At 59.4% G+C, this 24,298-nt stretch carries 20 protein-coding genes; 13 read left to right on the forward strand and 7 right to left on the reverse strand.

Annotated features, from left to right (window positions below):
* Positions 1 to 66: 66 nt before the first annotated feature.
* The 3 genes from rsmJ to EDF75_RS15875 form a co-directional block, all read right to left on the reverse strand.
* Positions 67 to 819, reverse strand: coding sequence for a 16S rRNA (guanine(1516)-N(2))-methyltransferase RsmJ (gene rsmJ, locus EDF75_RS15865; RefSeq protein WP_133600107.1), 753 nt, complete (start codon positions 817 to 819; stop codon positions 67 to 69).
* 134 nt (positions 820 to 953) lie between these two features.
* Positions 954 to 2,996, reverse strand: a complete 2,043-nt coding sequence (prlC, locus tag EDF75_RS15870; protein ID WP_133600108.1) for an oligopeptidase A — start codon at positions 2,994 to 2,996, stop codon at positions 954 to 956.
* Between the two features lie 185 nt (positions 2,997 to 3,181).
* Positions 3,182 to 4,453, reverse strand: a complete 1,272-nt coding sequence (locus EDF75_RS15875) for an acid phosphatase (protein WP_133600109.1) — start codon at positions 4,451 to 4,453, stop codon at positions 3,182 to 3,184.
* Between the two features lie 193 nt (positions 4,454 to 4,646).
* On the opposite strand from EDF75_RS15875, the gene EDF75_RS15880 reads away from it, so the two are divergent.
* Together EDF75_RS15880 and gorA are read left to right on the forward strand one after the other, a co-directional pair.
* The gene (locus EDF75_RS15880) at positions 4,647 to 5,489 is read left to right on the forward strand and encodes a 23S rRNA (adenine(2030)-N(6))-methyltransferase RlmJ (protein WP_133600110.1); all 843 of its coding nucleotides are present in this window, start codon (positions 4,647 to 4,649) and stop codon (positions 5,487 to 5,489) included.
* A gap of 71 nt (positions 5,490 to 5,560) precedes the next feature.
* Positions 5,561 to 6,913 carry a glutathione-disulfide reductase gene (gorA, locus tag EDF75_RS15885; protein ID WP_133600111.1) on the forward strand — a complete coding sequence of 451 codons (1,353 nt, stop codon included), beginning with the start codon at positions 5,561 to 5,563 and terminating at the stop codon, positions 6,911 to 6,913.
* Positions 6,914 to 6,930: 17 nt separating this feature from the next.
* Here the strand turns inward: gorA and EDF75_RS15890 are convergent, their stop codons facing one another.
* The gene (locus tag EDF75_RS15890; RefSeq protein WP_166646192.1) at positions 6,931 to 8,064 is read right to left on the reverse strand and encodes a serine hydrolase domain-containing protein; all 1,134 of its coding nucleotides are present in this window, start codon (positions 8,062 to 8,064) and stop codon (positions 6,931 to 6,933) included.
* 234 nt (positions 8,065 to 8,298) lie between these two features.
* Positions 8,299 to 9,009 (reverse strand): FadR/GntR family transcriptional regulator, encoded by a 711-nt coding sequence (locus tag EDF75_RS15895; RefSeq protein ID WP_133600113.1) that lies wholly within the window; start codon positions 9,007 to 9,009, stop codon positions 8,299 to 8,301.
* Positions 9,010 to 9,747: 738 nt separating this feature from the next.
* On the opposite strand from EDF75_RS15895, the gene EDF75_RS15900 reads away from it, so the two are divergent.
* The 6 genes from EDF75_RS15900 to EDF75_RS15925 all read left to right on the forward strand — a co-directional run bounded on the left by EDF75_RS15900 (position 9,748) and on the right by EDF75_RS15925 (position 16,566).
* Positions 9,748 to 10,728: an NAD(P)-dependent oxidoreductase gene (locus tag EDF75_RS15900; RefSeq protein WP_133600114.1), complete on the forward strand. Its 981-nt coding sequence runs from the start codon at positions 9,748 to 9,750 to the stop codon at positions 10,726 to 10,728.
* Positions 10,729 to 10,759: 31 nt separating this feature from the next.
* Positions 10,760 to 11,785, forward strand: coding sequence for a hypothetical protein (locus EDF75_RS15905; RefSeq protein ID WP_133600115.1), 1,026 nt, complete (start codon positions 10,760 to 10,762; stop codon positions 11,783 to 11,785).
* A gap of 35 nt (positions 11,786 to 11,820) precedes the next feature.
* Positions 11,821 to 13,362 (forward strand): FGGY-family carbohydrate kinase, encoded by a 1,542-nt coding sequence (locus tag EDF75_RS15910; RefSeq protein ID WP_133600116.1) that lies wholly within the window; start codon positions 11,821 to 11,823, stop codon positions 13,360 to 13,362.
* A 51-nt stretch (positions 13,363 to 13,413) separates the two neighbouring features.
* Positions 13,414 to 14,667 (forward strand): class II aldolase/adducin family protein, encoded by a 1,254-nt coding sequence (locus EDF75_RS15915; protein ID WP_133600117.1) that lies wholly within the window; start codon positions 13,414 to 13,416, stop codon positions 14,665 to 14,667.
* 105 nt (positions 14,668 to 14,772) lie between these two features.
* Complete coding sequence (locus tag EDF75_RS15920; protein WP_133600118.1) at positions 14,773 to 16,116, forward strand: MFS transporter; 1,344 nt, start codon at positions 14,773 to 14,775, stop codon at positions 16,114 to 16,116.
* Between the two features lie 105 nt (positions 16,117 to 16,221).
* The gene (locus EDF75_RS15925; RefSeq protein WP_133600119.1) at positions 16,222 to 16,566 is read left to right on the forward strand and encodes an EthD domain-containing protein; all 345 of its coding nucleotides are present in this window, start codon (positions 16,222 to 16,224) and stop codon (positions 16,564 to 16,566) included.
* Between the two features lie 60 nt (positions 16,567 to 16,626).
* Here the strand turns inward: EDF75_RS15925 and EDF75_RS15930 are convergent, their stop codons facing one another.
* Positions 16,627 to 17,250, reverse strand: coding sequence for a glutathione S-transferase family protein (locus EDF75_RS15930; RefSeq protein WP_133600120.1), 624 nt, complete (start codon positions 17,248 to 17,250; stop codon positions 16,627 to 16,629).
* Between the two features lie 221 nt (positions 17,251 to 17,471).
* On the opposite strand from EDF75_RS15930, the gene EDF75_RS15935 reads away from it, so the two are divergent.
* The 3 genes from EDF75_RS15935 to EDF75_RS15945 all read left to right on the forward strand — a co-directional run bounded on the left by EDF75_RS15935 (position 17,472) and on the right by EDF75_RS15945 (position 21,148).
* On the forward strand, positions 17,472 to 18,620 hold the full coding sequence (locus EDF75_RS15935) for an iron-containing alcohol dehydrogenase (protein ID WP_133600121.1): 1,149 nt from the start codon (positions 17,472 to 17,474) through the stop codon (positions 18,618 to 18,620).
* A gap of 257 nt (positions 18,621 to 18,877) precedes the next feature.
* Entirely contained in the window at positions 18,878 to 20,530 is a 1,653-nt protein-coding gene (locus tag EDF75_RS15940) for an alpha,alpha-trehalase (protein WP_133600122.1), read from the forward strand.
* Positions 20,531 to 20,599: 69 nt separating this feature from the next.
* Positions 20,600 to 21,148, forward strand: coding sequence for a GNAT family N-acetyltransferase (locus EDF75_RS15945; RefSeq protein WP_133600123.1), 549 nt, complete (start codon positions 20,600 to 20,602; stop codon positions 21,146 to 21,148).
* Between the two features lie 17 nt (positions 21,149 to 21,165).
* On the opposite strand, the gene EDF75_RS15950 is transcribed toward EDF75_RS15945, so the two are convergent.
* Positions 21,166 to 21,924 carry an SDR family NAD(P)-dependent oxidoreductase gene (locus EDF75_RS15950; RefSeq protein WP_133600124.1) on the reverse strand — a complete coding sequence of 253 codons (759 nt, stop codon included), beginning with the start codon at positions 21,922 to 21,924 and terminating at the stop codon, positions 21,166 to 21,168.
* Between the two features lie 118 nt (positions 21,925 to 22,042).
* Here EDF75_RS15950 and EDF75_RS15955 point away from each other — a divergent pair, with 118 nt between their 5' ends.
* Both EDF75_RS15955 and yhjD read left to right on the forward strand, forming a co-directional pair.
* Positions 22,043 to 22,942, forward strand: coding sequence for a LysR family transcriptional regulator (locus EDF75_RS15955; RefSeq protein ID WP_133600125.1), 900 nt, complete (start codon positions 22,043 to 22,045; stop codon positions 22,940 to 22,942).
* Positions 22,943 to 23,063: 121 nt separating this feature from the next.
* Entirely contained in the window at positions 23,064 to 24,095 is a 1,032-nt protein-coding gene (yhjD, locus tag EDF75_RS15960; protein ID WP_133600126.1) for an inner membrane protein YhjD, read from the forward strand.
* Positions 24,096 to 24,298: the final 203 nt, after the last annotated feature.

Genomic DNA, 24,298 nt, shown 5'->3' on the forward strand with positions numbered 1-24,298 from the left:
GCGATGCTTATCCGGGCTACGTAGTCCGGATAAGGCGTACCGGCCGGGATATTCCGCGAGAAGGGGTTATTCCGCCGTGCCGGCGTAAATATCAAACCGATGGCCCTTGGTAACCACCGCGTTCGGCGTGGCGACATCCGCTAGCGGCGGCGCGTAGTCGGGCCGTTTGACCACCACCCGTTTGGTCGCCAGCAGGCGCGCCGGCTCGAGCAGGCCGTCGGCGTCTAAATCCGGTCCCACCAGCGACTGAAAGACGCGCATCTCTTTTTTCACCAGCGCGCTTTTCTGCTTGTGCGGGAACATCGGGTCGAGATAGACCACCTGAGGCCGCGGGGTAATATCGCTCAGCGCCGTCAGGCTCGAGGCGTGAATAAGCTGCAGACGCTGCTGCAGCCACGGGCCAATTTCCGGGTCGGCATAGCCGCGGGCAAGGCCATTATCAAGCAGCGCCGCCACCACCGGGTTACGCTCCAGCATCCGCACGCGGCAGCCTACGCTGGCGAGCACAAACGCGTCGCGCCCCAGCCCCGCCGTGGCGTCCACCACGTCCGGCAGATAGTCGCCCTTGACGCCCACCGCTTTGGCCACCGCCTCGCCGCGTCCGCCGCCGAACCTGCGCCGATGGGCCATCGCCCCGCCGACAAAATCTACAAAGATGCCGCCAAGCTTCGGCTCGTCGCGCTTGCGCAATTCCAGATGCTCCGGCGTCATCGCCAGCGCCATCAGGTTGTCTTCGTCATGCTCCAGCCCCCAGCGGGCGGCCAGAACGGATAAGGCGCCGTCTCCGGCGCCCGTTTCATCAATTAAGCAGATTTTCACTTCCGCTTTACCCTAAATAATTCGCGTTGCCTCAGGACAACAAGGGAACAAATCCCCGGCAACGAACGCAGCGTACGTTCCCGGGGTGAGTGAGTGCAGTTGCCGCAGAGGCAGCCTGAAGTATGGCGGGTAAATTAGCCCTTAATCCCGTAGTGATCCAGCATCGCGTCCAGCTGCGGCTCGCGGCCGCGGAAGCGTTTGAAGAGGATCATCGGCTCTTCAGAACCGCCGCGGCTCAGGATGTTATCGAGGAACGACTGGCCGGTTTCGCGGTTGAAAATCCCCTCTTCCTCAAAGCGGGAGAAGGCATCCGCCGCCAGCACGTCGGCCCACAGGTAGCTGTAGTAGCCCGCCGCGTAGCCGCCGGCAAAAATGTGGCTGAAGGCGTGCGGGAAGCGGCCCCACGACGGGCCAGGCACCACGGCGACCTCCTTTTTGATCTCCGCCAGCGTCTCGAGGATTTTCGCCCCTTGCTCCGGCTGATACTCCGCATGCAGGCGGAAGTCGAACAGGCCGAACTCCAGCTGACGCAGAATAAACAGCGCGGCCTGGTAATTCTTCGCGGCGAGCATTTTTTCCAGCAGCGCCTGCGGCAGCGGTTCGCCGGTCTCGTAGTGGCCGGAGATAAACGCCAGCGCCTCCGGCTCCCAGCACCAGTTCTCCATGAACTGGCTCGGCAGCTCAACCGCATCCCACGGCACGCCGCTGATGCCGGACACGCCCGGGGTATCGATGCGGGTCAGCATGTGGTGCAGGCCGTGGCCGAATTCGTGGAACAGGGTGATCACTTCATCATGGGTGAACAGCGCCGGCTTGCCGCTAACCGGACGGTTAAAGTTGCAGGTCAGGTAGGCCACCGGTTTCTGCAGCGAACCGTCCAGCTTGCGCATCTGGCCGACGCAGTCGTCCATCCACGCGCCGCCGCGCTTGTGCTCGCGGGCGTAGAGATCGAGATAGAAGCTGCCGCGCAGCTCGCCTTTATCGTCATACAGCTCGAAGAAGCGCACTTCCGGGTGCCAGACGTCGATATCGGTACGCTCTTTGGCGCTGATGCCATAAATGCGCTTAACCACTTCGAACAGGCCGTTAACGGCTCTGTTCTCCGGGAAATAGGGGCGCAGCTGCTCATCGCTGATGCTGTAGAGATGCTGCTTCTGTTTTTCGCTGTAGTAAGCGATATCCCACGGCTGCAGCTCCTCAACGCCAAACTCCGCTTTGGCGAAGGCGCGCAGCTGGGCCAGCTCTTTCTCCCCCTGCGGACGGGCGCGTTTCGCCAGGTCGGTCAGGAAGTCGAGCACCTGCTGCGGATTTTCCGCCATTTTGGTCGACAGCGATTTTGACGCGTAGCTGTCAAAGCCCAGCAGCTGCGCCAGCTCGTGGCGCAGGGCGAGGATCTCGGCCATCACCGGGCTGTTGTCCCATTTGCCGGCGTTCGGCCCCTGGTCAGAAGCGCGGGTGGAGTAGGCGCGATAGAGCTCTTCGCGCAGCGCCTGGTTGTCGCAGTAGGTCATCACCGGCAGGTAGCTCGGGATATCAAGAGTCAGCAGATAGCCTTCCTGCTCTTTGGCCTGCGCCTGGGCCTGAGCTGCGGCCAGCGCGCTTTCTGGCATCCCGGACAGTTCGGCTTCGTCGGTCACCAGCTTGCTCCAGCCCATGGTAGCGTCGAGCACGTTGTTGCTGTACTGGTTGCCCAGCTCGGAGAGGCGTGCGGCAATTTCACCGTAGCGCTTCTGCTGCTCTTTTGCGAGGCCAATACCGGAAAGTTCAAAATCACGCAGCGCGTTATCCACCGCCTTTTTCTGGGCGGTGTTGAGGGTGGCGTAGTGGTCGCCGTCGCGCAGGTCGCGATACGCCTGGTACAGGCCTTCGTTCTGGCCCACCCAGGTGCTGTATTCCGACAGCAGCGGCAGGGTTTGTTCGTAGGCTTCACGCAGCTCCGGGCTATTTTTTACCGAGTTCAGATGGCTGACGGGAGAAAAAATACGCCCCAGCACGTCGTCGACTTCCGCCAGCGGCTGGCACAGCGTCTCCCAGCTATAGGGCGCGCCCTGCGCCACGACGCTCTCTACCGCTGCCCGGCAATCGTCCAGCGCTTTGGTGACCGCAGGCACCACATGCTCCGGCTTGATTGCAGAAAAAGGCGGCAACGAAAAAGGCGTCAGTAATGGATTGGTCATATGCGCAGTCCTGTTGAAAAGGGGAAATGAAGCGCGCGTTCCGGCGCTTTAGCATGAGATCTAGAATGGGGGATAGTTGGGTGAATTTCAATGTCGTGCGATGCGCAGAGCCGGGTATTGCTGCAATAAGCCCGGCCGTTGAGCAAAATCCCGGCGGGCGCGCTGCTTCGCCGGGCTGGGTGAGATTAATGCGTCTTCTGCGCCATCTGCCAGGCGGCAGGCAGGTTGAGGCGCTGCCAGAACTGCTGGTCGGCGGTCTCTCCCGACAGCGGATAGCCGGCCGGTAGCGCGCTTTTCACCATCAGCGCCCGACGCTGCGCGGCGGAAAGGTGCGGCAAGGCGGCCTCAAGCAGCACCTCGGCCCCTTCCGGCACCTTCAGGGCCGGCTTCTCGCCCTTCTGCTGCGGCAGATCGTAGGTCATGGTGAAGCGATAAAAGGCGTTCATGGCCGGGTCGCGGTACGGATCGTCCTTGCCGGCGCTTTTCGCGCATTCGGCAAGCGAGGTGCCGCACTCTTTCTCCAGCGCGGCGCGCAGCTGGTCGCGCGCTTCGTTAAACAGTGCGCGATATTTTGCATCGTTCAGATAGTGGGCGACGTTACGCTGCGCCACCATCCGCGAGCCCATCACGTCCAGCGGATAGTGCACGCCGAGCACGATCCGCGAGTAGCCGTAGCGCGCGCCGCGGGTCACCAGCGCATCGAAGCGCTCCGGGATCATCTCGGCCATCAGCAGGGCATCGGTATAGCCGGTGTTGGTGTGCCCGCTGGGGAAAGAGCCCTCGTCGGCGGAATAGGGCTGGTTATCCTTCACCACCACGTCATCGGGCACCAGGTGGATGGTGTTGCCCTGAATCAGGAACGGACGCGGGTTATTGAAGTGCTTTTTCGCCGCGCCGGTGCTGACTTCGCTGGCCTTAATCAGCGCCGCCGCTTTACCCAGCTCGCCTTTGTCGTAGGCCGCAAGGAACGCCTTGCCCAGCCGGGGCCCCATCGCATCGCTGAGGAAGTAGAGATAGCTTATCCCCTCGGCATCGGCCAACGCCTGGTGGCGGGTAGCCTGGGTGGCATCGCGGTTAATGGCGGTGACGGTGGCGAGATTATCTTTCACCACCGAATCCGGGAGCTTGCTGAACGCCGAGAGCAGCTCAATCCCCGCCTGCTGGTTCGCTTTAGCCTGAAAATCGTAGCCGCTGGCCTTAAGCCAGGCTTTATCCGCCTGGGTTTTATTCTGCTTAGCGTGCTCCAGCTGGCCGCGGGTGAGGGTTGCGGCATCCCCCTTCAGCGCCTGGCGCAGCGCCGCCAGCGTCTGGCTTTCCAGCGCGTCAAACGCCGGACTGGCGGCCGCAGGGGTGACGCTGGCGGCGATCGCCGCCGCCTGATTAAGCGGGACGTCTTTGGCCAGCGCCGGCAGCGCCAGGATCAGCGCCGACGTCAGAAGTGTGATTTGCAGTTTCATTATTTTTCCTTTTATTCAAACGATTACCTTGCCTGCACGCGACGCTAGCGCGGCCATTTGACGTTTTTATGACACCGTTATGTTTTGCAACGCTTTTGCCACAATTGAAACAGCACGGCGCTACAGCGGTAATCCGCACGGATCTGCGGTAAACTATCGGTTATCTTGTTTAATTCCCGGAATCTCTGCATCCATGCTCAGTTATCGCCACAGCTTTCACGCAGGCAACCACGCCGACGTCCTCAAACACACCGTTCAGAGTCTGATCATTGAATCGCTGAAAGAGAAAGAGAAGCCGTTTCTCTATCTGGACACCCACGCCGGCGCAGGTCGCTACCATCTGAGCAGCGAGCACGCCGAGCGTACCGGTGAGTACCTGGAAGGCATCGCCCGCATCTGGCAGCAGGATGACCTGCCGGCCGAGCTGGAGCCCTATATCTCCGTGGTTCAGCACTTCAACCGTAGCGGCCAGCTGCGCTACTATCCCGGCTCCCCGCTGGTTGCCCGCCAGCTGCTGCGCGAGCAGGACAGCCTGCAGCTGACCGAGCTGCACCCGAGCGATTTCCCGCTGCTGCGCTCAGAATTCCAGAAAGACGAGCGCGCGCGCGTGGAAAAGTCCGATGGTTATCAGCAGCTGAAGGCTAAGCTGCCGCCCGCCTCCCGTCGCGGCCTGATTCTGATTGACCCGCCGTACGAAATTAAAAGCGATTACCAGGCGGTGGTGACCGGCATTCACGAAGGCTACAAGCGCTTCGCGACCGGCACCTATGCGCTGTGGTATCCGGTGGTCCTTCGTGCGCAGATTAAGCGCATGATCAAAGAGTTAGAAGCAACCGGCATTCGTAAAATCATGCAGATTGAGCTTGCCGTGCGCCCGGACAGCGACCAGCGCGGCATGACCGCGTCGGGGATGATCGTGATTAACCCGCCGTGGAAGCTGGAACAGCAGATGAACAACGTCCTGCCGTGGCTGCACAAAAAGCTGGTGCCAACCGGCATCGGCCACGCAACGGTCAGCTGGATCGTCCCGGAGTAATCGCAGTCATCGGCGGAACCTATTGATTTCCGGTATACAATCGCAGCATTCAGATATTAAGGATATGACTCATGAGCAAACATTATGACTACATTGCTATCGGCGGCGGCAGCGGCGGTATTGCCTCCATCAACCGCGCGGCGATGTACGGCCAGAAGTGCGCCCTGATTGAAGCGAAAGATCTGGGCGGCACCTGCGTTAACGTCGGCTGTGTACCGAAGAAGATCATGTGGCACGCGGCGCAAATTCGCGAAGCGATTCACCTGTACGGCCCGGACTACGGTTTTGATACCACCATTAACCACTTCGACTGGGACCGGCTGGTTGCCAGCCGCAGCGCCTACATCGACCGCATTCATACCTCCTACGACAACGTGCTGGGTAAAAATAAGGTCGATGTGATTAAGGGCTTCGCCCGCTTTATTGACGCCAAAACGGTGGAAGTCAACGGCGAAACCCTGACCGCCGATCATATCCTCATCGCCACCGGCGGCCGCCCGAGCCACCCGTCGATTCCGGGCGTAGAGTACGGCATCGATTCCAACGGCTTCTTCGAGCTGCCGGCGCTGCCGAAGCGCGTGGCGGTTGTCGGCGCGGGCTATATCGCCGTTGAGCTGGCGGGCGTGATTAACGGCCTGGGCGCCGAAACGCATCTGTTCGTGCGCAAGCACGCGCCGCTGCGCAGCTTCGATCCGCTGATTGTCGAGACGCTGGTTGAGGTGATGAACGCCGAAGGCCCGCAGCTGCACACCCACGCTATTCCGCAGTCGGTGGTGAAAAACGCCGACGGCAGCCTGACCCTGACCCTCGAAGATGGCCGCAGTCAGACCGTCGATTGCCTGATCTGGGCCATCGGCCGCCAGCCGGAGACCGATAACTTCAACCTCAAGGCCACCGGGGTGGAAACCAACGACAAAGGCTATATCGTCGTGGATAAGTTGCAGAACACCAGCGTGGCGGGGATCTACGCGGTGGGCGATAACACCGGCGCGGTCGAGCTGACGCCGGTCGCCGTTGCCGCCGGCCGCCGCCTCTCCGAGCGTCTGTTCAACAACAAGCCGGAAGAGCATCTGGACTACAGCAACATCCCGACCGTGGTCTTCAGCCACCCGCCGATCGGCACCGTCGGCTTAACCGAGCCGCAGGCCCGCGAGCAGTACGGCGACGAGGCGGTGAAGGTCTATAAATCCTCCTTTACCGCGATGTATACCGCCGTCACCTCGCACCGCCAGCCGTGCCGCATGAAGCTGGTCTGCGTCGGCCCGGAAGAGAAGATTGTCGGTATTCACGGCATCGGCTTCGGCATGGATGAAATGCTGCAGGGCTTTGCGGTCGCGCTGAAGATGGGCGCCACCAAGAAGGACTTCGACAACACCGTGGCGATCCACCCGACCGCCGCGGAAGAGTTCGTGACCATGCGCTAAACGTCAAGGCCCCGTACTCACGGGGCTTTTTTTAATCCCTCATGACGCGCCTGATAAGCCGTTCCCGCCGCCTGATTTTGCAAAATCGCATGCCCGATGTAGTTACTCCAGTTAAAGCTATTTTGCAGCACCACCACCGCATTCTGGTTCGCTTTATCAAAGCCGATATAGCTGGAATAGCCGCCGATGTAGCCCACCTGATAGGTAATCTTCTGCCCGCCGATCGTATCGGTCACCCAGGCAATATTCGCCGCCTCCGTCTGCCGCGGATAGTAGTCGTGACTAACGTCGGCGAAGGCTTTATCCAGCGCCGGATTGCCGGTCGGTGAAAAATGAGCGCGGGCGTAAGCGACAAGGTCGCGGGCGTCGCTGTACAGGTTTGCCGCCCCCACCATATTGTTGCTGAACTGCCAGTCCGGCGTCAGCGCACCGCGGGTTTTAAATTTCGGCTGATCCCCCGCATGTCCGAGGGCGCGCCGGGAGTATCCGCGCAGCGTTGACGGCACGAAGCTGGTGCTATGCAGGGCCAGCGGCTGGAAAATCATCCGCGATGCCAGCGCCTCAACGGATCCTCCGGTCTGATATTTGAGGATGTAGCCGAGAATGGCGTAGCCGAGATTGGAGTATTCAGGCTCGCGCACCAGCGGCGCGTTGAAGGTGCTGAGATAGCCCAGCGCGCCGTCGCCGTCGAGCTCGTGATAGAAGTTTTCCCCATCGCTCAGGTAGGCCAGCAGATGCTCCAGCGACAGCAGGTTCATTGGCTGGCGCGGCAGCCCGGAGGTGTGCGTCACCAGCTGCAGCAGGGTGATTTTTTTGGCGTCTGCGCTCAGCCGGGTCTCCGGCGGTAGCAGCATGGCGAGCGTGTCGTCCCAGTGCAGCCGCCCCTCATTGACCAGCAGGGTGATCGCCTCTGCGGTGACCCCTTTGCTCAGCGAGCCGAGAGCAAAGAGCGTATCCGGGGTAATCGGGTAGCGATTTTTGGCATCGGTCACGCCGTAGCAGTGAAACTCCGCCGGGCCGTTATGACGGATCACCGCCACCACCACGCCGCTCACCTGCTTGCTCTGCATATAGTGGTTAACGAAGGTATCGACGGAGAGCCGATGCCCGTTTTGCCCTATCTGACTGGTTTCGTCAGAAGGGACACTCATTTGCGAAAGCGTTCCGGAGCATCCGACAAGCAGCGCAGACGCCAGCAACACAGGGCTCAACCGCCTGCTCAAACCATACCTTCCTGCCGTACGCGCTACCGGGTGGATAAAAAAGGGACGCAGATCGTAACGGCAGTCATCGGTGATTGCAAAGCGAATAGGCTGAATTTAACGTCCGCGGCGCGGTCAATCTGGACGTTTTTTATCCTGCCGCATAGGACTGTCGTTTCGCGGCTATTTATGGTGGTCCAGGGAGTGTTCTTTCCATTTATCGACGGTGCTGTGCACCACTTTTTCAATCGCGTCGATGTCGTTATCCCGCAGCGCTTTTAGCGTCATGCGGTGCTGCTCAAGAATCGCCTCGCACTGCGTAATGTTAACAACGGTCAGCGAGCTGCGGAACAGCTCCATGATGGTGGCGCCGATTAATACCAGATACGGGTTGTGGGTGCTTTTAAAAATCAAATTGTGAAAATCAATGTCGTTATCGGCCGTATGAATGCCCCGCGCATAATCTTTTTCAGTCTTCTCGATAGATTTCTCCAGCTGTAAAAAATCCTCTTCCGTAGCGTTTTGCGCGGCCAGCCGGGATGCTGAGATTTCAAACAAAAGGCGCAGTTCTATCAGGTCCTTATCCGTATTTTGCTGCAGGATCATCTGGAAGATCATCGGTTGTAAAACATCGCTATCGAAGGTGCTTTTTATGCGGCAGCCCTGCCCTTTAATGATTTCGATAACGCCCATCGCTTCCAGCATTTTAATGGCTTCACGCGCGCTGGATTTCCCTACTCCCATTTTCGTCACCAGCTCATTTTCCGAGGGCAGAAAATCACCGGGTTTTAACTCTTTTCTGATCATGGCGTCTTTGATCTTTTCCAGCACCATTCTGGAAATAGATTGTTTGGGAATTGGCGTTATCCAGTCTGATTTTTCTTCTTTATTCATTATCTTGCCTCAATAATCCATTCGTAACGACAACCTATAAAGCAGCTTTTTTCAGTGAGTTATCTACGCTTTTTCACCCGCTGATGATACAGGGTTAAGCATAAAAACGGTATCCCTCCGACCGCCATCGCCGGCGCGTCTGGCGGTGCTAAGGCGTCATTCGACCTGCGAGCGGCCTTCGCGAGCAAGAAGAAAATACCGCCGGTATCGCCAGGCTCAAAGCGTGCAACGCACATTTTTTATCTATCGCCCCGCGGCTCGCTTTCCCCATCCCAGCCCAGAAGGCTCGCGGCTTTACGCCCTTTTTTACGCTTCGCTTCAGCAAATTTAACAACGTTATTCTCCTCACAAAATCTCATAAAGGCCGTTGACTTTGACATCAACTAAGCAGCAAATGAGACATAGGTCATCAGATGACTCATTACCAGATATCAGATTAGGAAAATCTGCCGGTTCGCCGCGATGAAGGGATAAAAAACGGTCCTCCGTTTTTCTTCCTTCGATATCGTTCAACCGCGGCTGACCGTCATAAACAGGATCACGAACCGGCTTGCCGCGAATTATTATCGGCATCCACAAGAGATCTTATGGAGTTATTGGAGCGCAGATCGCCTGTATATCGCGTAACACCAGGTCCACCACCGATCGCGATCGTTTTATTTCCAGGGACTTTAAAAAATATCGTTGTTTAACGCAGTAACCTGAACCGGAGACTTTAACCATTTTGGTTGAGTACACATGATGAAAAAGATCTTATTAACCCGGAATATCCCGCAAGAAGCGCTTGCGGATGTTGAAAAAAACTATCTGATCACCATGCCCGACGCCGGGAAAGATATATTCTCCGCCGCAGAGCTAACCGCGCTGCTGCCGGATCACGATGCGCTGCTCAGTATTAATGAATATCCTATTCCGGAGGAAATGATCGCCCTGGCCGACCGGCTGGCGGTTATTGGCAACGGCGGAGCAGGGTTTAATCATATCGATATTAACGCGGCCACCGCGCATGGCGTTGCCGTGGTCAATACGCCGGTTTCTGTCGTGGAACCCACCGCCGAACTGGCTATCGGGCTGATCCTCGCCATCACCCGCGGCATCGTGATGTATAACAACGAGCTGAAAACCACCCGCCGCTGCCGGAAGGACATGTTCTTCGAGCGCGATATGGTGCTGGAAGGTAAAACGCTCGGCATTATCGGCATGGGCAATATCGGTAAAAAGCTCGCCGAAAAGGCCCGCGTTTTCGGGATGAAAATCTGCTATTCCGATCGCTCCCCCCTGACTCCGGAGCTGGATGCCGCTTACCACGCGGAGTACCTGCCGCTGGAGACGCTGCTGGCGCGTAGCGACGTTGTCGCCATCCACGCCCCCTATTTCCCGGAAACTCACCATCTGATCAACCGCGACAACATCAGGCTAATGAAGCCCACGGCCTACCTGGTGAACGCGGCGCGGGGCCCTATCGTCGAGGAGCGCGCGCTGCTGGATGCGCTGCAAAACAAAACCATTCGCGGCGCGGCGCTCGACGTTTTTGAATTTGAGCCCACCATCAGCGCAGAGATGGCCGCTCTCGACAATATTGTGATTACCCCGCACGTTGGCACCAATCTGAAGGAAGTACGCGTCACGATGCTGAAAGAAGCGCTTGCCGGAATGGCTGCGGTTTTAGAAGGCAAGCGGCCGACGAATCTGGTGAATCGCCACGTTTTTGATAACTAACTAACGGCTTCGTTTAGCCCAGGGAGAAGTGATGAATTACAAGAAACACGTGATTGGAACGCTGGATACCTGCTATGCCGTCTCCAGCACCACTATCGGCGGCTGCAAAAAGCTGATTTTTGCCACCGAAGCGCACGGTGGCTGCTACCTGTACGATACGGCAGACAGGAACACGCAGACCGTCTGGGAAGAGCCGGGAGGCACCCTCTCAATAGCGGAAATTCCCGGCGCGGACGGCGCTTTCCTCGCGGTACAGAATTTTTTCCCGGTCTACCAGGCGGCGGAGTCCAACATCGTCTGGGTTCAGCCGCAGGAAGACGGGACCTTCCAGGTCGCACCTTTTCTTGATATTCCGTACGTTCATCGCTTCGGCATCATTCGGATAGGCGAGAAAAACTTCATTATCATTGCCACCCTGTGTTCATCGAAACAGTCCATCGACGACTGGTCCGATCCGGGCAAGGTGCTGATCGGCGAACTGCCGGATACCCCGGATGGCCCACTGTCGCTGGACGTGCTGATGGACGGCCTGACCCGTAACCACGGCTTCTGGCAGGGAACGCTCGATGGGGAGAAAACCTTCCTGATCTCCAGCGATGAGGGGGTGTTTGCCGTATACCCACCGCAGGAGCCCACCGGCCAGTGGCGTATCCGCCCGCTGCTCAGCAACCCGACCGGCGACGTCGCTGCGGTGGATATTGACGGCGACGGCGTGGACGAGCTGCTGACCATCGAGGCCTTCCACGGCAACCAGGCCAAAATATATAAAAAGCAGGGCAACCGCTATGAGGCTATTTGGGAATACTCCGGTGAAATAGAATTTGGCCACGTGGCCTGGGGCGGAAAGTTAAAAGACCAGCCGCTATTTATTTGCGGCTATCGCGCCGGAAAAAAAGAGTTATTTGAAATTCGTTATCAGCAAGGCGAATTTAAAACGCAGCTTATCGATAGCGGCCAGGGCCCGAGTAATATTCATGTCCTCCAGCATAACGGCCAGGACATTATTCTCGCAGCCAATCGTGAAAATAACGAAGCCGTCATTTATAGCGCGTCTTAATTTCTTTTACCTCCTCTGAAATAAAGGAATGGTTTATGACAAACTATTTCGTAGGCTCCGACGTGGGTACCACCGGCACGAAGTCCGTCATTATTGACGAAGGTGGAAATATATTGGGATTATCCTATATCGAATATCCCCTAATCACCCCGCGTCCCGGCTGGGCAGAACATAACCCGGAAGATTACTGGAACGCCGTTGCCGATACGATTAAGCAGGCGCTTGCGCAGGCCAAAATCGACCCCCGGCAGATCCGCGGCATCAGCATTAGCGCCCTCGCGCCGGCCTGTATTCTGGTGGATAAAAAGCTCAGGCCGCTGCAAAACAGCCATATCTGGATGGACAGACGCGGCACCCGGCAGGCCCAGTGGCTGCGCGACCACATCGGCGAAGCGCGCATCCACGCCGCCAGCGGTAACCCGGTCGACCCCTATTACGCCACGGTCAAGCTAATGTGGGAGCGGGATAACCGCCCCGAGCTGTACCGCGAGGCGTACAAAATCCAGACCGCGGCGGATTATCCGTGCATGAAGCTGACCGGACGGGCGATCACCGATTTCTCCAACGCCAGCCTGTTCGGCGCCGGCTACGACATCGTCAATAAGCGCTGGGACACCGCGCTGCTCGAAGAGATTGGCCTCGATGCGGATAAATTTCCGCACTCTTTCCCCTGCGATGAAATCATCGGCGAAGTGACCCGCGAAGCCGCGCTGCGTACCGGCCTGGCGGCAGGCACGCCGGTGATGGCGGGAACGGTAGATAGCGTGGCGGCCTGGATTGCCGGCGGTGCGACCGAAAACGGCGATATGTCGCTGGCGATGGGCACCGCCGGCGTGATGGGCGTGGTGCATAAAGAGCCCCGCTTTACCAAAAATATGATAACCATCGCCCATGCGGTGGACTCCCGCGATACCTACACCACCGTCGCCGCAATTACCGCCTGCGGCTCGGTGATGCGCTACTTCCGCGATACCTTCGGGCAGATGGAAATGCAGGCCGCACGGAGCAGCGGCGCGGAGGTTTACGAACTGCTTTCACAGCTTGCCCAGCAGGCGCCAGCCGGCTGCGACGGGCTGATCACCGTGCCCTATTTCATGGGTGAGCGCACGCCGGTCTGGGATCCGATTGCCCGCGCGGTGGTATTCGGCCTGTCGCTATCCCACGGCAAAAGCCACCTGCTGCGCTCCTTTATGGAAGGCGCCTGCTTTGCCCTCAAGCACAATTACGATCTGATCCAGACGAGCGGGATTCAAATGAACCTGCCGCTGGTGCTGACCGAAGGCGGCGCCAGCAACGCGTTCTGGCGCCAGATGGTGTGCGACATGCTGGGCGTGCCCTGCGTCTTTATGAAAGAAGCGAAGGGCGCGCCGTTCGGCAACGCGCTGGTCGCGGGGGTCGGCTCCGGTATCTTCAGCGATTACTCGGTGGCGAAACGCTGGACCGACATCGGCGCCTCCCACCAGCCGCAGGCGGAAAATACGGCGCTGTATCGTCAGCTATTTCGGATCTACCGCAATATCTACGAGGACATCAAAAAGAATTACCAGGACCTGGCGGACGTCACCGGGTTCCACTGATCCCGGCTGTGCCTCTTGTGCTTTTCGATTAATAGCGGTGAGGAATCTCCCATGAGTGAGATCGCGGTAAGCAGTCCCCGGAAAATCGTCGAGGTGATGAACCTGATTTACCGGAATAACCTGACGACGGTATCCGGCGGCAATCTTTCCATTCTGGACGACGATGGCGCAATCTGGATAACGCCATCGGGCGTGGATAAAGGCAGTCTGCAGGAAGATGATATTGTGCGGATCGGCGCCGACGGCACGATTTCCGGACGGCATAAACCGTCGATCGAGCTGCCGTTCCATCAGCAGATCTACCAAAGACGACCCGATATCCGCGCGATTATTCACGCGCATCCACCGGCGCTGATTGCCGCAAGCCTGGTACATAAAACGCCGCCGATCGCTATTGCGCCACTGTTTAAACTGCACTGCGCAAAAATCGATATCGCCCGCTACGCGCTGCCCGGCAGCCCTCTGCTGGGTAAAAATATCGCGCAGCAGTTCGCGCTGGGCTGCGACGCCGTCATTCTCGAAAACCACGGGATCGCGGTGGGCGACAAATCGCTGGATGACGCCTGGCTCAAATTTGAGCTGCTGAATTTTTGTGCCGCCACCGCCATTCACGGCGCACCGCTGGGGCCGTTGAAAACGCTGAGCGACGAACAGTGCGAAAAATTCCGCGGCCTGATGCAGGCGCGGCAGCGCTATCCGCTGACTCAGGAGCATCTGCCCGAACGCCAGGCTTTGAACGACATCGCCCATCGCGTGCAGCAAAAAGGCCTTTCCCCCTGCGCCTTTTTCTCCCTATCGCAGCGGCTGGAGGACGACACCGTCCTGATCTCCCGCTCCGATAAGATGCTGCATACCCTGACCGCGGACGATTTCGTCCGGCTAGCGGAGACGCCAGCCCCTTCGTCGCTCGCGGCTCTGCATCAGGCGATTTATGCGCGCCATCCGCGCATTCGCACCATCATGATGGCGCTCCCGCCGCACGCCATGGGCTTCGCCTGCACCGGCGTACCGTTCGACTCGCGGCTTATCCCGGAGTCCTACATGGTGATGCGGCAGGTGAAATCGCCGGAATATGAAGCGCTGTTCGACGGCTCGCTACCCGACTTTATCGACCGACGCAGCGACGTGCTGCTGATTCAGAACGCGATGGTGATGGTGTGCGGCGAAAGCCCGCTTAAGGCTTACGACCGGCTGGAGGTGCTGGAGTTCAGCGCCAGGGCGGGAGATTACGCCCGGGCGCTCGGCCACATCGTGCATATTCCACCGCAGGATATCGAGGATATTCATCAGGCATTCAATCTGTAACCCGCCCGGGACGGGCGGAGTATACCGCCGCGTCCTATTTTTATAATAATGATGGAGGCAATCATGCGATTAGAACAATCGGCCGTCGAAGGAGTTTTTTCTTCGATGCCCCAGCAACCCAAAATAAAGTCACTCGAAGTCACGCCCGAGCAGCTGCGGCGGGCCATCCTCACCAGCGCGGTCGGCAGCGCGCTGGAGTACTACGACTTTGCCATCTTCGGGCTGGCAACGGCGCTGATTTTCAGCCACGTATTTTTCGCTACCCTGGATTCCAACGCCGGCCTGCTCGCCAGCTTTGCCACCTACGGCGTGGGCTTCCTCGCCCGCCCGCTCGGCGGACTCTTCTTTGGGTCACTGGGCGACCGTAAGGGACGCAAGTTCGTGCTGCTGGTCACCATTGCCATCATGGGCGCGTCAACCATGATGGTCGGTCTGCTGCCCGCCGGACCGGCGGGCGCGATCGGCCTGGTTTTACTGCGCCTGCTGCAGGGGTTTGGCGCGGGAGCGGAACAGGCGGGCGCCTCTACGCTGATGGCGGAAGTCGCGCCCGTGACTAAGCGTGGCTTCTACGCAGCGCTACCTTTCGTGGGCATCTTCGCCGGCTTTGGCATCGCGACCGCAACCTTTAGCGTCATGCAGTACCTGCTCGATCAGCAGACAATTCTTGCCTGGGCGTGGCGCCTGCCGTTTCTCGCCAGCATCATTCTAATTGGCGTGGCGGTATGGATCCGTTTACGCCTGCGGGAGAGCCCGACGTTCGCGGCGCTGGAAGGCGAACGTAACGTGGTGCATTCGCCCATGAAGCTGGTCATCAAAGAAGCGCGTCGGCCGATTCTGGCCGCGGTGCTGATGCGCCTCGCGGAACAAGGCGGTTCGACGATTTATACCACCATCGTTATCGCTTTCCTCGGCAGCGTCGTCGCGCCGCGGCTTGGCCTCGCGGCCGGGGATCTGAGCCGCGTCGGTACCACCGCCGCGCTGATTGCCACCCTGTCGAGCGTGATTACTACACCGTTCTTTGGCGCCATGTCGGATCGCTTTGGCCGTAAGACGATTTACCGCTGGGGCGCGACATTTATGCTGCTGTGGGCCATTCCTGCCTGGTGGATGATCAATACGGGCGATGTGCTGTGGGTAACCATCGCCATGTTCGGCGGGCTGGCGATCGGCTGTAACAGCATGCTGGGTGCGCAGTGCTCGCACTTTGCCGAACTCTTCGGCAACCGCTATCGCTACTCCGGCGTAGCCCTGGCGCGCGAGCTGGGGGCCATGCTCTCAGGGGGCATCGCTCCGCTGCTCGGCATCTACCTGATCGGCCTTTCGGGAGGCGCGTTCTGGGTAATGGGCGTCTATACCGGCATCCTTTCCATCCTGACCTTAATTGGCGTCGCCATTTCGACGGAGACCCGCGGCCGCGACCTGACCGACCTGAAGGACGCCATTCATTGATTCACCGCTCTTCTCCGCGGCGACCTTCGCGGCGAAGAGCTGGCTCGCCCCGTTAGTTAACGCTAAGCTGCCCGCCGCCAGGCGGGCGCAGATAAAGGATACATCATGAATCAATCAGGCCTGACCCGATGCGCTTTTTTTCAGGGACGCATTCTTCCCGGCATGGAAGCGGCGTTCTATCAGCACGTAGAAAACGTCATGATCCCGCTGTGGTCGCGTTTCCCCGCGGTGCGGGAAGTACGCGTCCTGACGCAGGAGAGCGCCGACATCGATCGGCCCGCCTATCCGCTGGTGATGGTTATGCGTTTCGATAGCCATCAGGATATTGAGCTGGCGCTGGCGTCACCGGTACGCGCGCAGAGCAAGCGCGAATCCGCGGCGCTGATCGCCATGTTTGAGGGAACGATATTTCATACCGTTTTTAATCATCTTTCTCCCGCCGGGGCCTGAAGCGACGGCGGGCGGCCGCTTGCGGCTCAGGGGCGCGGCCGGCGCTCCTGGAGCCTGCCGTCACGCCATGCCGTTGTTACCGTGGCGCATAAACGCCGGGCGCTGGTTGAGCGCCATATACCAGCGTTCGACGGCCGGCATCTCCGGATGGGCAAAAGGCGTCATTTTCCAGCGATGGACCGACAGCCCAAGAACGATATCCGCCAGCGTAAACCGACTGCCGGCCAGCCAGCCGCCGGTTTGCTGAAGCTGCTGGTCCACTATCTGCACGCAGCGGGTCCAGCTGGCAATGCTCTCTTTCAGCGCCGCCGGGTCCTGAAAGCGCGGGTCCTTACGCACCAGCCCCATAAACGCGTAGCGCCAGGCGTTATTAAACTCCGTGGCCTGCCAGTCCATCCAGCGCTCAACCTCGGCCGCCGCCTGCGGCGCAACGGGCAGCAGATCCTCCCGCCCGGCCTTACGCGCCAGGTAGCGACAAATACTGTTCGATTCCCACAGCACAAAGTCGTCATCCAGCAGCACCGGCACCAGGGCGTTCGGATTCAGCGCGCGGAACTCCGCGGTATCAATCGGCTGAAACCCGCTGCCGTAATCCTCCTGCTGATACTCAAGGCCCGCTTCTTCGCAGGTCCACAGCGCTTTACGGACGTTAATTGACGAGCGTTTACCCAATATTGTTAGCATTGTCAGGGATTCCTTAACTGAAGAGACGTTTTATTCACCATACTCCATCGGCTACGCGAGTACAGCCAGCAACGGGGCAGCCAGCCGGATAATATGTAATGACATGTGCGTTGGCTCTCCTCGCTCGCCCCGGTCACTTACCTGCGTTGCCGCCTTCCTGCAACGCGAATGATTTAGGTTATAGTTGGTGCTTGCCCTATTTGCCGATACAGGAGCCCGTGATGCTGACCCCCTTTAACGTTTTAACCCCGGGAAATATTCGTTTTGGTCGCGGCCTGGCGCCGAGCGCTGCGCCCTGGCTGGCCCAGCGCAGCGACAAGGTGCTGCTGGTACACGGCGCCAGCCCGCAGCGGGCCGACTTTCTGCTGGCCGAACTTCGCGCCCACGCGCTGGAGGTGACGACCCTCGCCATCGCCCATGAGCCCGACCTGCAGGCGATCGAGCAGGGCGTACGCCTGGCGCGCGAAAGGGGCGTCGGGGCGGTGGTGAGCCTCGGGGGCGGCGCGGTGATCGACGCCGGGAAGGCCATCGCCGCGCTGGTGCCGGCATCCGGGGAGGTCATCGAATATCTGGAAGTGGTCGGCAGCGGCCGGGTACTGGAAGCGCATCCGCTGCCCTTTGTCGCCATCCCCACCACCTCCGGCACCGGCGCCGAGGTGACGAAAAACGCGGTGATTAACGTCGTGCAGCAGCAGCGTAAGGTCAGCCTGCGCGATGACCGGATGCTGCCGGACCTGGCGATCGTCGACCCGTCGCTTACCGATAACGCGCCGCGGTCGGTAACCCTGGGCTCCGGCCTCGATGCGATCACCCAGCTTATCGAACCCTGGCTGTGCACCCGGGCCAACCCTTTTACCGACGCCCTGTGCCGGGAGGCGATCCCGCGCGGCATCAAGGCGCTAAAAACGCTGATGGCGAAAGAGTGCCCGCAGAGTCGCGATGAAATGGCGTGGGTCAGCCTGTGCGGCGGCCTGGCGCTGGCCAATGCCGGTCTCGGCGTGGTTCACGGCCTGGCGGGGCCGCTGGGCGGCCTGAGCAACGCCTCCCACGGCGCGCTGTGCGGCTGCCTGCTGCCCTTCGGCCTCGCGCTGAATGAATCGCTGGTCACCGACGAAGCCCTGCGCGGGCGCTTTAACGACGTGCGCCGCTGGCTGGCCGACGGGCTCAACGTGCATCCGGATACCGCCTGGGAGAGCCTGCACGAATGGAGCCGCGGCGCCGGGCTCGGCAATCTCAATGACCTTGGCGTGGCGCATCGGGCGCTTGAGCCCGCCGCGCTGGCCGCCAGCGGCTCGTCGTCGATGAAAGCCAACCCGGTCACGCTGAGCAGCGAACAGCTGCTGGAGATGCTGGAAGCGGCGTGGGAGTAATCCCGCGCCTGCGCCATAAAATAAGATTTTGTTGCAAAACGATTGCTCTGAATTTTTCCGCGCGACTCAGAGCATCAGATCATAAATTAACGATAAGAATCAGTTAGTAATAAAAATACAGCCTTCAGGTATTTGCACAGAAGCGTGACCTGACGCACAGTTTCCCCCACGAAAACCGAAGCGAATGACTAAGCTTAAAAGCCATGCCGGGAATACCCGGCGCCATTAAGCGACGCGATCCGGAGGTCCGTATCACTATGTCCAGCCAGACATTACGCAACGATAATAGCGATGAGTTAAAGATCGACGTCGATCTGCGCTACGAAGCCGATCCGTATGAGTTAAAACTGGACGAAATGTTCGACGCCGAACCGGAGCCAGAAATTATCGAGGGGCTGCCGGCGTCTGACGCCCTGACCCCGGCCGATCGCTATCTGGAGCTGTTCTCCCACGTGCAAAAATCGCGCATTTTCGCCGACAGCAAAACCTTCCCCGACTGCGCGCCAAAGCAGGACCCGCTGGATATTTTAATCCACTACCGCCGGGTGAGGCGCATCCCAGGGTTCGATCTGCGGCAGTTCGTCGAGGATCACTTCTGGCTGCCGGATCATCGCGCGGAAGATTACGTTTCCGATCCTAAGCGATCCCTGAAAGAGCATATCGATCACCTCTGGCCGATCCTCACCCGCGAGCCGCAGGATCATATCCCGTGGTCGTCGCTGCTGGCGCTGCCGCAGTCGTATATTGTGCCCGGCGGCCGCTTTAGCGAGACCTACTACTGGGACTCCTACTTCACGATGCTGGGTCTGGCGGAGAGCGGCCGCGAAGACCTGCTGAAGTGCATGGCGGACAACTTCGCCTGGCTGATTGAAACCTACGGCCATATCCCTAACGGCAATCGCACCTACTACCTCAGCCGTTCACAGCCGCCGGTTTTTGCCCTGATGGTTGAGCTGTTTGAAGAGGACGGCGTGCGCGGCGCTCGCCGCTACCTTGAGCATCTGAAGATGGAGTACCGCTTCTGGATGGACGGCGCCGAGTCGCTGATCCCGAACCAGGCGTATCGCCACGCGGTACGTATGCCGGACGGCTCGCTGCTCAACCGCTACTGGGACGATCGCGACACCCCGCGCGACGAGTCCTGGCGCGAAGATGTGGAAACGGCAAAACGCTCCGGCCGCCCGCCTAACGAGGTTTATCGCGACCTGCGCGCCGGCGCCGCCTCCGGCTGGGACTACTCCAGCCGCTGGCTGCGCGATATCACCCGCCTGGCGAGTATTCGCACCACCCAGTTTATCCCCATCGATTTGAACGCCTTCCTGTTCAAGCTGGAAAATACCATCGCCAATCTCTCCGGCGTTGAGGGCGATCGCGAAACGGAAGCCGCGTTTCGCCAGAAGGCCAGCGACCGTCGGGCGGCGGTGACCCGCTATTTGTGGGATGACGACAGCGGCTGCTTCCGCGACTACGACTGGCGCCGCGAGCAGCTGGCGCTCTTTTCAGCCGCCAGCATCGTGGCGCTGTACGTCGGGATGGCCACGCATGAACAGGCGGATCGCCTTGCCGACGCGGTGCGGGCTCGCCTGCTGACGCCTGGCGGCATTATGGCCACCGAGTATGAAAGCGGAGAGCAGTGGGATAAGCCCAACGGCTGGGCGCCGCTGCAGTGGATGGCGGTGCAGGGCTTCAAAATGTACGGTCAGGACCCGCTCGGCGATGAGATAGCCCAAAGCTGGCTGCAAACGGTGAACCACTTCTACAAGCAGCATCATAAGCTGATTGAGAAGTACCATATTGCCAGCGGCGTCCCGCACGAGGGCGGCGGCGGTGAATACCCGCTGCAGGATGGTTTCGGCTGGACCAACGGCGTGGTGCGTCGGCTGATAGGCCTCTACGGCGAGCCATTATAACCAGGTGCTATTCCGGCGAAGAATGTCCTGCTATGGTCACGCTATTGACCGTTGCAGGAATCCTGAACTATGCCTGAACTGCTTACGCCACGACTGCGCTGCTCGCCGCTGCAGCTGGATGACTGGTCCTTCTTTTTAGCCCTGCAGCGCGATCCGCAGGTGATGCTCTATATTGCCGATTCGCGCCCGCTCGCCGAGATCCGCGAAGCCTTCGATTCGCGCCTGTCGCCGTGGACGCCGGGCGCCAGGCACTGGCTGTGCCTGATCGTCCGCGACCGACACACCCACGTGCCGCTCGGGATGACCGGCTACCGGCACCACGAGGACGACTGCGCTGAGGTCGGGTTCCTGTTCACTCCCCAGGCCCAGGGAAAAGGCTACGGCTACGAATCACTGCAGGCGCTGTGCGATTTCGCCTTTTCCGCAGGCGGCGTCCGTCGCCTGACCGCCACCGTCACCGCCGGCAACATCGCCTCGAAAAGCCTGTTACAGAAAACCGGCTTTCTGCTGGAGGGCGAGCTGCGCGAATGCTACTGGCTCAACGGCCGCTGGCATAACGACTGGCTATTTGGCCTGCTGCCGCGCGATTATCACCGCCCCGCCTCCGCGGCGGGCTAGCGCCGCGGCCTGGCGGCTTACAGGTACATCCCGCCGGAAACCTCCACGCGCTGGGCGTTCATCCATTGCAGATCGTCGCTCAGCAGCGCCGCTATCGCATCGCCGATATCGTCCGGCAGCCCAACCCGCCCCAGCGCCGTTTGTGCCGCAATATGCTGGTTTACCTGCGCATTATCGCGCACCACGCCGCCGCCGAAGTCCGTCTCGATGGCCCCCGGCGCAATAATGTTCACCGAGATCCCGCGCGCGCCCAGCTCTTTTGCCTGGTAGCGGGTCAGTACCTCCATTGCCCCTTTCATTGATGCATAGGCGGCGTATCCCGGCAGCGCGAAGCGGGCCAGCCCGCTTGAGACGTTGAGGATGCGTCCGCCGTCCTGCAGCAGCGGCAGCAGACGCTGGGTCAGAAAGAACGGGCCTTTAAAATGGATATTCATCAGCTCGTCAAACTGCGCTTCGCGGGTCTCAGCAAAGGCGACGTTGAGACCGATCCCGGCGTTGTTTAATAAATAATCAAAGGTGCCGCGCTGCCAGCGCTGCTGCAGGAGTTTTTCCACCTCCAGAGCAAAGCTTTCGAAGCTCGCCGTATCGCCGACGTTAAGCGCTAATGCCGCAGCTTTAACCCCTTTTTGCTCGATTTCAACGACAACTTCCAGCGCCGCCTGCCGGTTGCTGTGGTAGGTCAGGATAATATCGGTTCCCTTCGCCGCCAGCTTCAGCGCCGCGTTTTTTCCCAATCCACGGCTACCGCCGGTCACTAAAGCAATACGTTGTGTCATCAGAAACCCCTTATCAGTTGCATTTGCATCGTAAAAGAGCTTATTAGCTGACGGAAAAACAATAAATACGCTAAATTACGTTTTACTGTTTCTGTGACAACAACAATAGGTCTCAGGTATGGATAAAATTCACGCAATGCAGCTGTTCATTCGCGTGGCGGAGCTGGAGAGCTTTTCCCGCGCCGCCGACACCCTGGGCCTGCCGAAAGGCAGCGTATCGCGCCAGATCCAGGCGCTGGAAAGCCACCTCGGCGCGCGCCTTCTGCACCGCACCACCCGCCGGGTCCAGCTCACTCAGGACGGAATGGTCTACTACGAACGCGCCAAAGATCTGTTGAGCAACCTCGATGAGCTGGACGGCATATTCCAGCACGATCCCTCCAGCATCAGCGGACGACTGCGGGTAGATATGCCCGTCGGCCTGGCAAAAAAGCTGATTATTCCGCGGCTGCCGGCTTTTTTGCAGCAGTATCCGGGGATCGAGCTCGAACTGAGCAGCAGCGATCGGCTGGTTGACGTGATCCGTGAAGGTTTTGATTGCGTCGTCCGCGTCGGTACGCTGAAAGATTCCGGCCTGATCGCGCGTCCGCTGGGTAAGCTGACGCAAATTAACTGCGCCAGCCCGCAGTATCTGGCGCGCTTCGGCTACCCGCACTCTCTTGACGATCTCGGCGATCATGCCCTGATCCACTATGCCAGCACCCTTGGCGTCCGCCCGGCGGGTTTTGAGGTCATCAGCGACGGCGCCGCGCGCTGGATAAAAACCGGCGGCATACTGACCGTCAATAGCACCGAGACCTACCAGGCCGCCTGCCTGGCCGGGCTGGGTATTATTCAGGTTCCGCGCGTCGGCGTTCGCGAAGCGCTGCGTACCGGGGAGCTGATTGAAATTCTGCCGCAATACCGCGCCGAACCGCTGCCGGTTTCGCTAATCTACCCGCATCGGCGCAATCTTTCGCGCCGCGTACACCTGTTTATGGAGTGGCTCGGCGGCGTGATGAAAGGCTACGTCGATTAGCCCGCGACGGGCCCGTTTTGCCGGGGCCCTGCGGTCGGGTTTACCGCTCCGCCGCCGCAACCGGCGTTTTGCGTATATAATTTTTGCTGAATCTCGCTGTAAAAAAAGGAAGAAATAACTAATGACACCGGAAAACGACGCCACACGCCCGACCCAGGATCCGGGCCAGCAGCCGGAAAAAAGTAAAAGTAAGCTGGCCGCCATCAACGAATCAGCCGTGGGACAGAAAGCGAACCAGGCGCTGAAAAGCGTGACCGGGACGGCGGAAAAGGTCCAGCGAAATCCGATTATTGCGCACCTGATCCGCGCGGCCGAACGCTTTAACGACCGCCTGGGCAATCAGTTCGGCGCGGCCATCACCTACTTCTCGTTTCTATCGATGATCCCGATACTGATGGTCTCCTTCGCCGCCGCCGGCTTTGTCCTCACCTGGCATCCAACGCTGCTGCAGGATATCTTCGATAAAATCCTGCTCAACGTCAGCGATCCGACGCTGGCGGCGACGCTGAAGAACACCATCAATACCGCGGTTCAGCAGCGCACTACCGTCGGCCTGGTCGGGCTGCTGGTCGCGCTTTATTCCGGCATTAACTGGATGGGCAACCTGCGGGAAGCCATCCGCGCCCAGTCCCGCGACGTCTGGGAGCGTACGCCGCAGGATCAGGAAAAAATCTGGGTAAAATACTTCCGCGACTTTATTTCGCTGATTGGCCTGCTGGTCGCCCTGATTATTACCCTCTCCATTACCTCCATTGCCGGCGCCGCGCAGCAGACCATCATCTCCGCGCTGTATCTCGACAATATTGAGTGGCTCAAACCGGCCTGGCGGCTGATTGGCCTGGCGATCTCGATTTTCGCCAACTATCTGCTGTTTTTCTGGATCTTCTGGCGCCTGCCGCGCCACCGTCCGCGGCGCAAGGCGCTGATACGCGGCACGATGATTGCGGCAATCGGCTTTGAGGTGATTAAAATCGTCATGACCTGGACGCTGCCGGCGCTGGTGAAGTCCCCGTCGGGCGCCGCGTTTGGCTCCGTTTTAGGGCTGATGGCCTTTTTCTATTTCTTCGCGCGCCTGACCCTGTTCTGCGCGGCGTGGATTGCCACCGCCGAGTATAAAGACGACCGCCGGATGCCGGGGAAAACCCACGATTGATGCCGGTTCGGGCTGAATAGAGAGGTATCATTCAGCCCGATCCATCATTTCAGCAGATAAATCCAACGTGTAACTTTTATTTAACCTAAACCTGGTTTTATCTGCCATTGTTTTATTTATGTGAAGCATTTCATAGAAGTTATTTTTCAGGCACACAAATTATCCGCTTTTTGCCCGTTTTTTGACCTCTCCCGCGCCCTGTT

The sequence above is a fragment of the Klebsiella sp. BIGb0149 genome (assembly GCF_004362605.1).
Lineage (GTDB): Bacteria > Pseudomonadota > Gammaproteobacteria > Enterobacterales > Enterobacteriaceae > Klebsiella > Klebsiella terrigena.

Excerpts from the sequence above, each read along its gene's own strand:
- EDF75_RS15875 (WP_133600109.1), bottom strand. The coding sequence starts at position 4,453 with ATGAAACTGCAAATCACACTTCTGACGTCGGCGCTGATCCTGGCGCTG.
- EDF75_RS15905 (WP_133600115.1), top strand. The coding sequence starts at position 10,760 with ATGAATTACAAGAAACACGTGATTGGAACGCTGGATACCTGCTATGCC.
- yhjD (WP_133600126.1), top strand. The coding sequence starts at position 23,064 with ATGACACCGGAAAACGACGCCACACGCCCGACCCAGGATCCGGGCCAG.
- EDF75_RS15910 (WP_133600116.1), top strand. The coding sequence starts at position 11,821 with ATGACAAACTATTTCGTAGGCTCCGACGTGGGTACCACCGGCACGAAG.
- EDF75_RS15955 (WP_133600125.1), top strand. The coding sequence starts at position 22,043 with ATGGATAAAATTCACGCAATGCAGCTGTTCATTCGCGTGGCGGAGCTG.
- EDF75_RS15920 (WP_133600118.1), top strand. The coding sequence starts at position 14,773 with ATGCCCCAGCAACCCAAAATAAAGTCACTCGAAGTCACGCCCGAGCAG.
- EDF75_RS15900 (WP_133600114.1), top strand. The coding sequence starts at position 9,748 with ATGATGAAAAAGATCTTATTAACCCGGAATATCCCGCAAGAAGCGCTT.
- EDF75_RS15895 (WP_133600113.1), bottom strand. The coding sequence starts at position 9,009 with ATGAATAAAGAAGAAAAATCAGACTGGATAACGCCAATTCCCAAACAA.
- EDF75_RS15935 (WP_133600121.1), top strand. The coding sequence starts at position 17,472 with ATGCTGACCCCCTTTAACGTTTTAACCCCGGGAAATATTCGTTTTGGT.
- EDF75_RS15925 (WP_133600119.1), top strand. The coding sequence starts at position 16,222 with ATGAATCAATCAGGCCTGACCCGATGCGCTTTTTTTCAGGGACGCATT.
- EDF75_RS15880 (WP_133600110.1), top strand. The coding sequence starts at position 4,647 with ATGCTCAGTTATCGCCACAGCTTTCACGCAGGCAACCACGCCGACGTC.
- prlC (WP_133600108.1), bottom strand. The coding sequence starts at position 2,996 with ATGACCAATCCATTACTGACGCCTTTTTCGTTGCCGCCTTTTTCTGCA.
- EDF75_RS15945 (WP_133600123.1), top strand. The coding sequence starts at position 20,600 with ATGCCTGAACTGCTTACGCCACGACTGCGCTGCTCGCCGCTGCAGCTG.
- EDF75_RS15950 (WP_133600124.1), bottom strand. The coding sequence starts at position 21,924 with ATGACACAACGTATTGCTTTAGTGACCGGCGGTAGCCGTGGATTGGGA.
- gorA (WP_133600111.1), top strand. The coding sequence starts at position 5,561 with ATGAGCAAACATTATGACTACATTGCTATCGGCGGCGGCAGCGGCGGT.
- EDF75_RS15930 (WP_133600120.1), bottom strand. The coding sequence starts at position 17,250 with ATGCTAACAATATTGGGTAAACGCTCGTCAATTAACGTCCGTAAAGCG.
- EDF75_RS15915 (WP_133600117.1), top strand. The coding sequence starts at position 13,414 with ATGAGTGAGATCGCGGTAAGCAGTCCCCGGAAAATCGTCGAGGTGATG.
- EDF75_RS15940 (WP_133600122.1), top strand. The coding sequence starts at position 18,878 with ATGTCCAGCCAGACATTACGCAACGATAATAGCGATGAGTTAAAGATC.
- EDF75_RS15890 (WP_166646192.1), bottom strand. The coding sequence starts at position 8,064 with ATGAGTGTCCCTTCTGACGAAACCAGTCAGATAGGGCAAAACGGGCAT.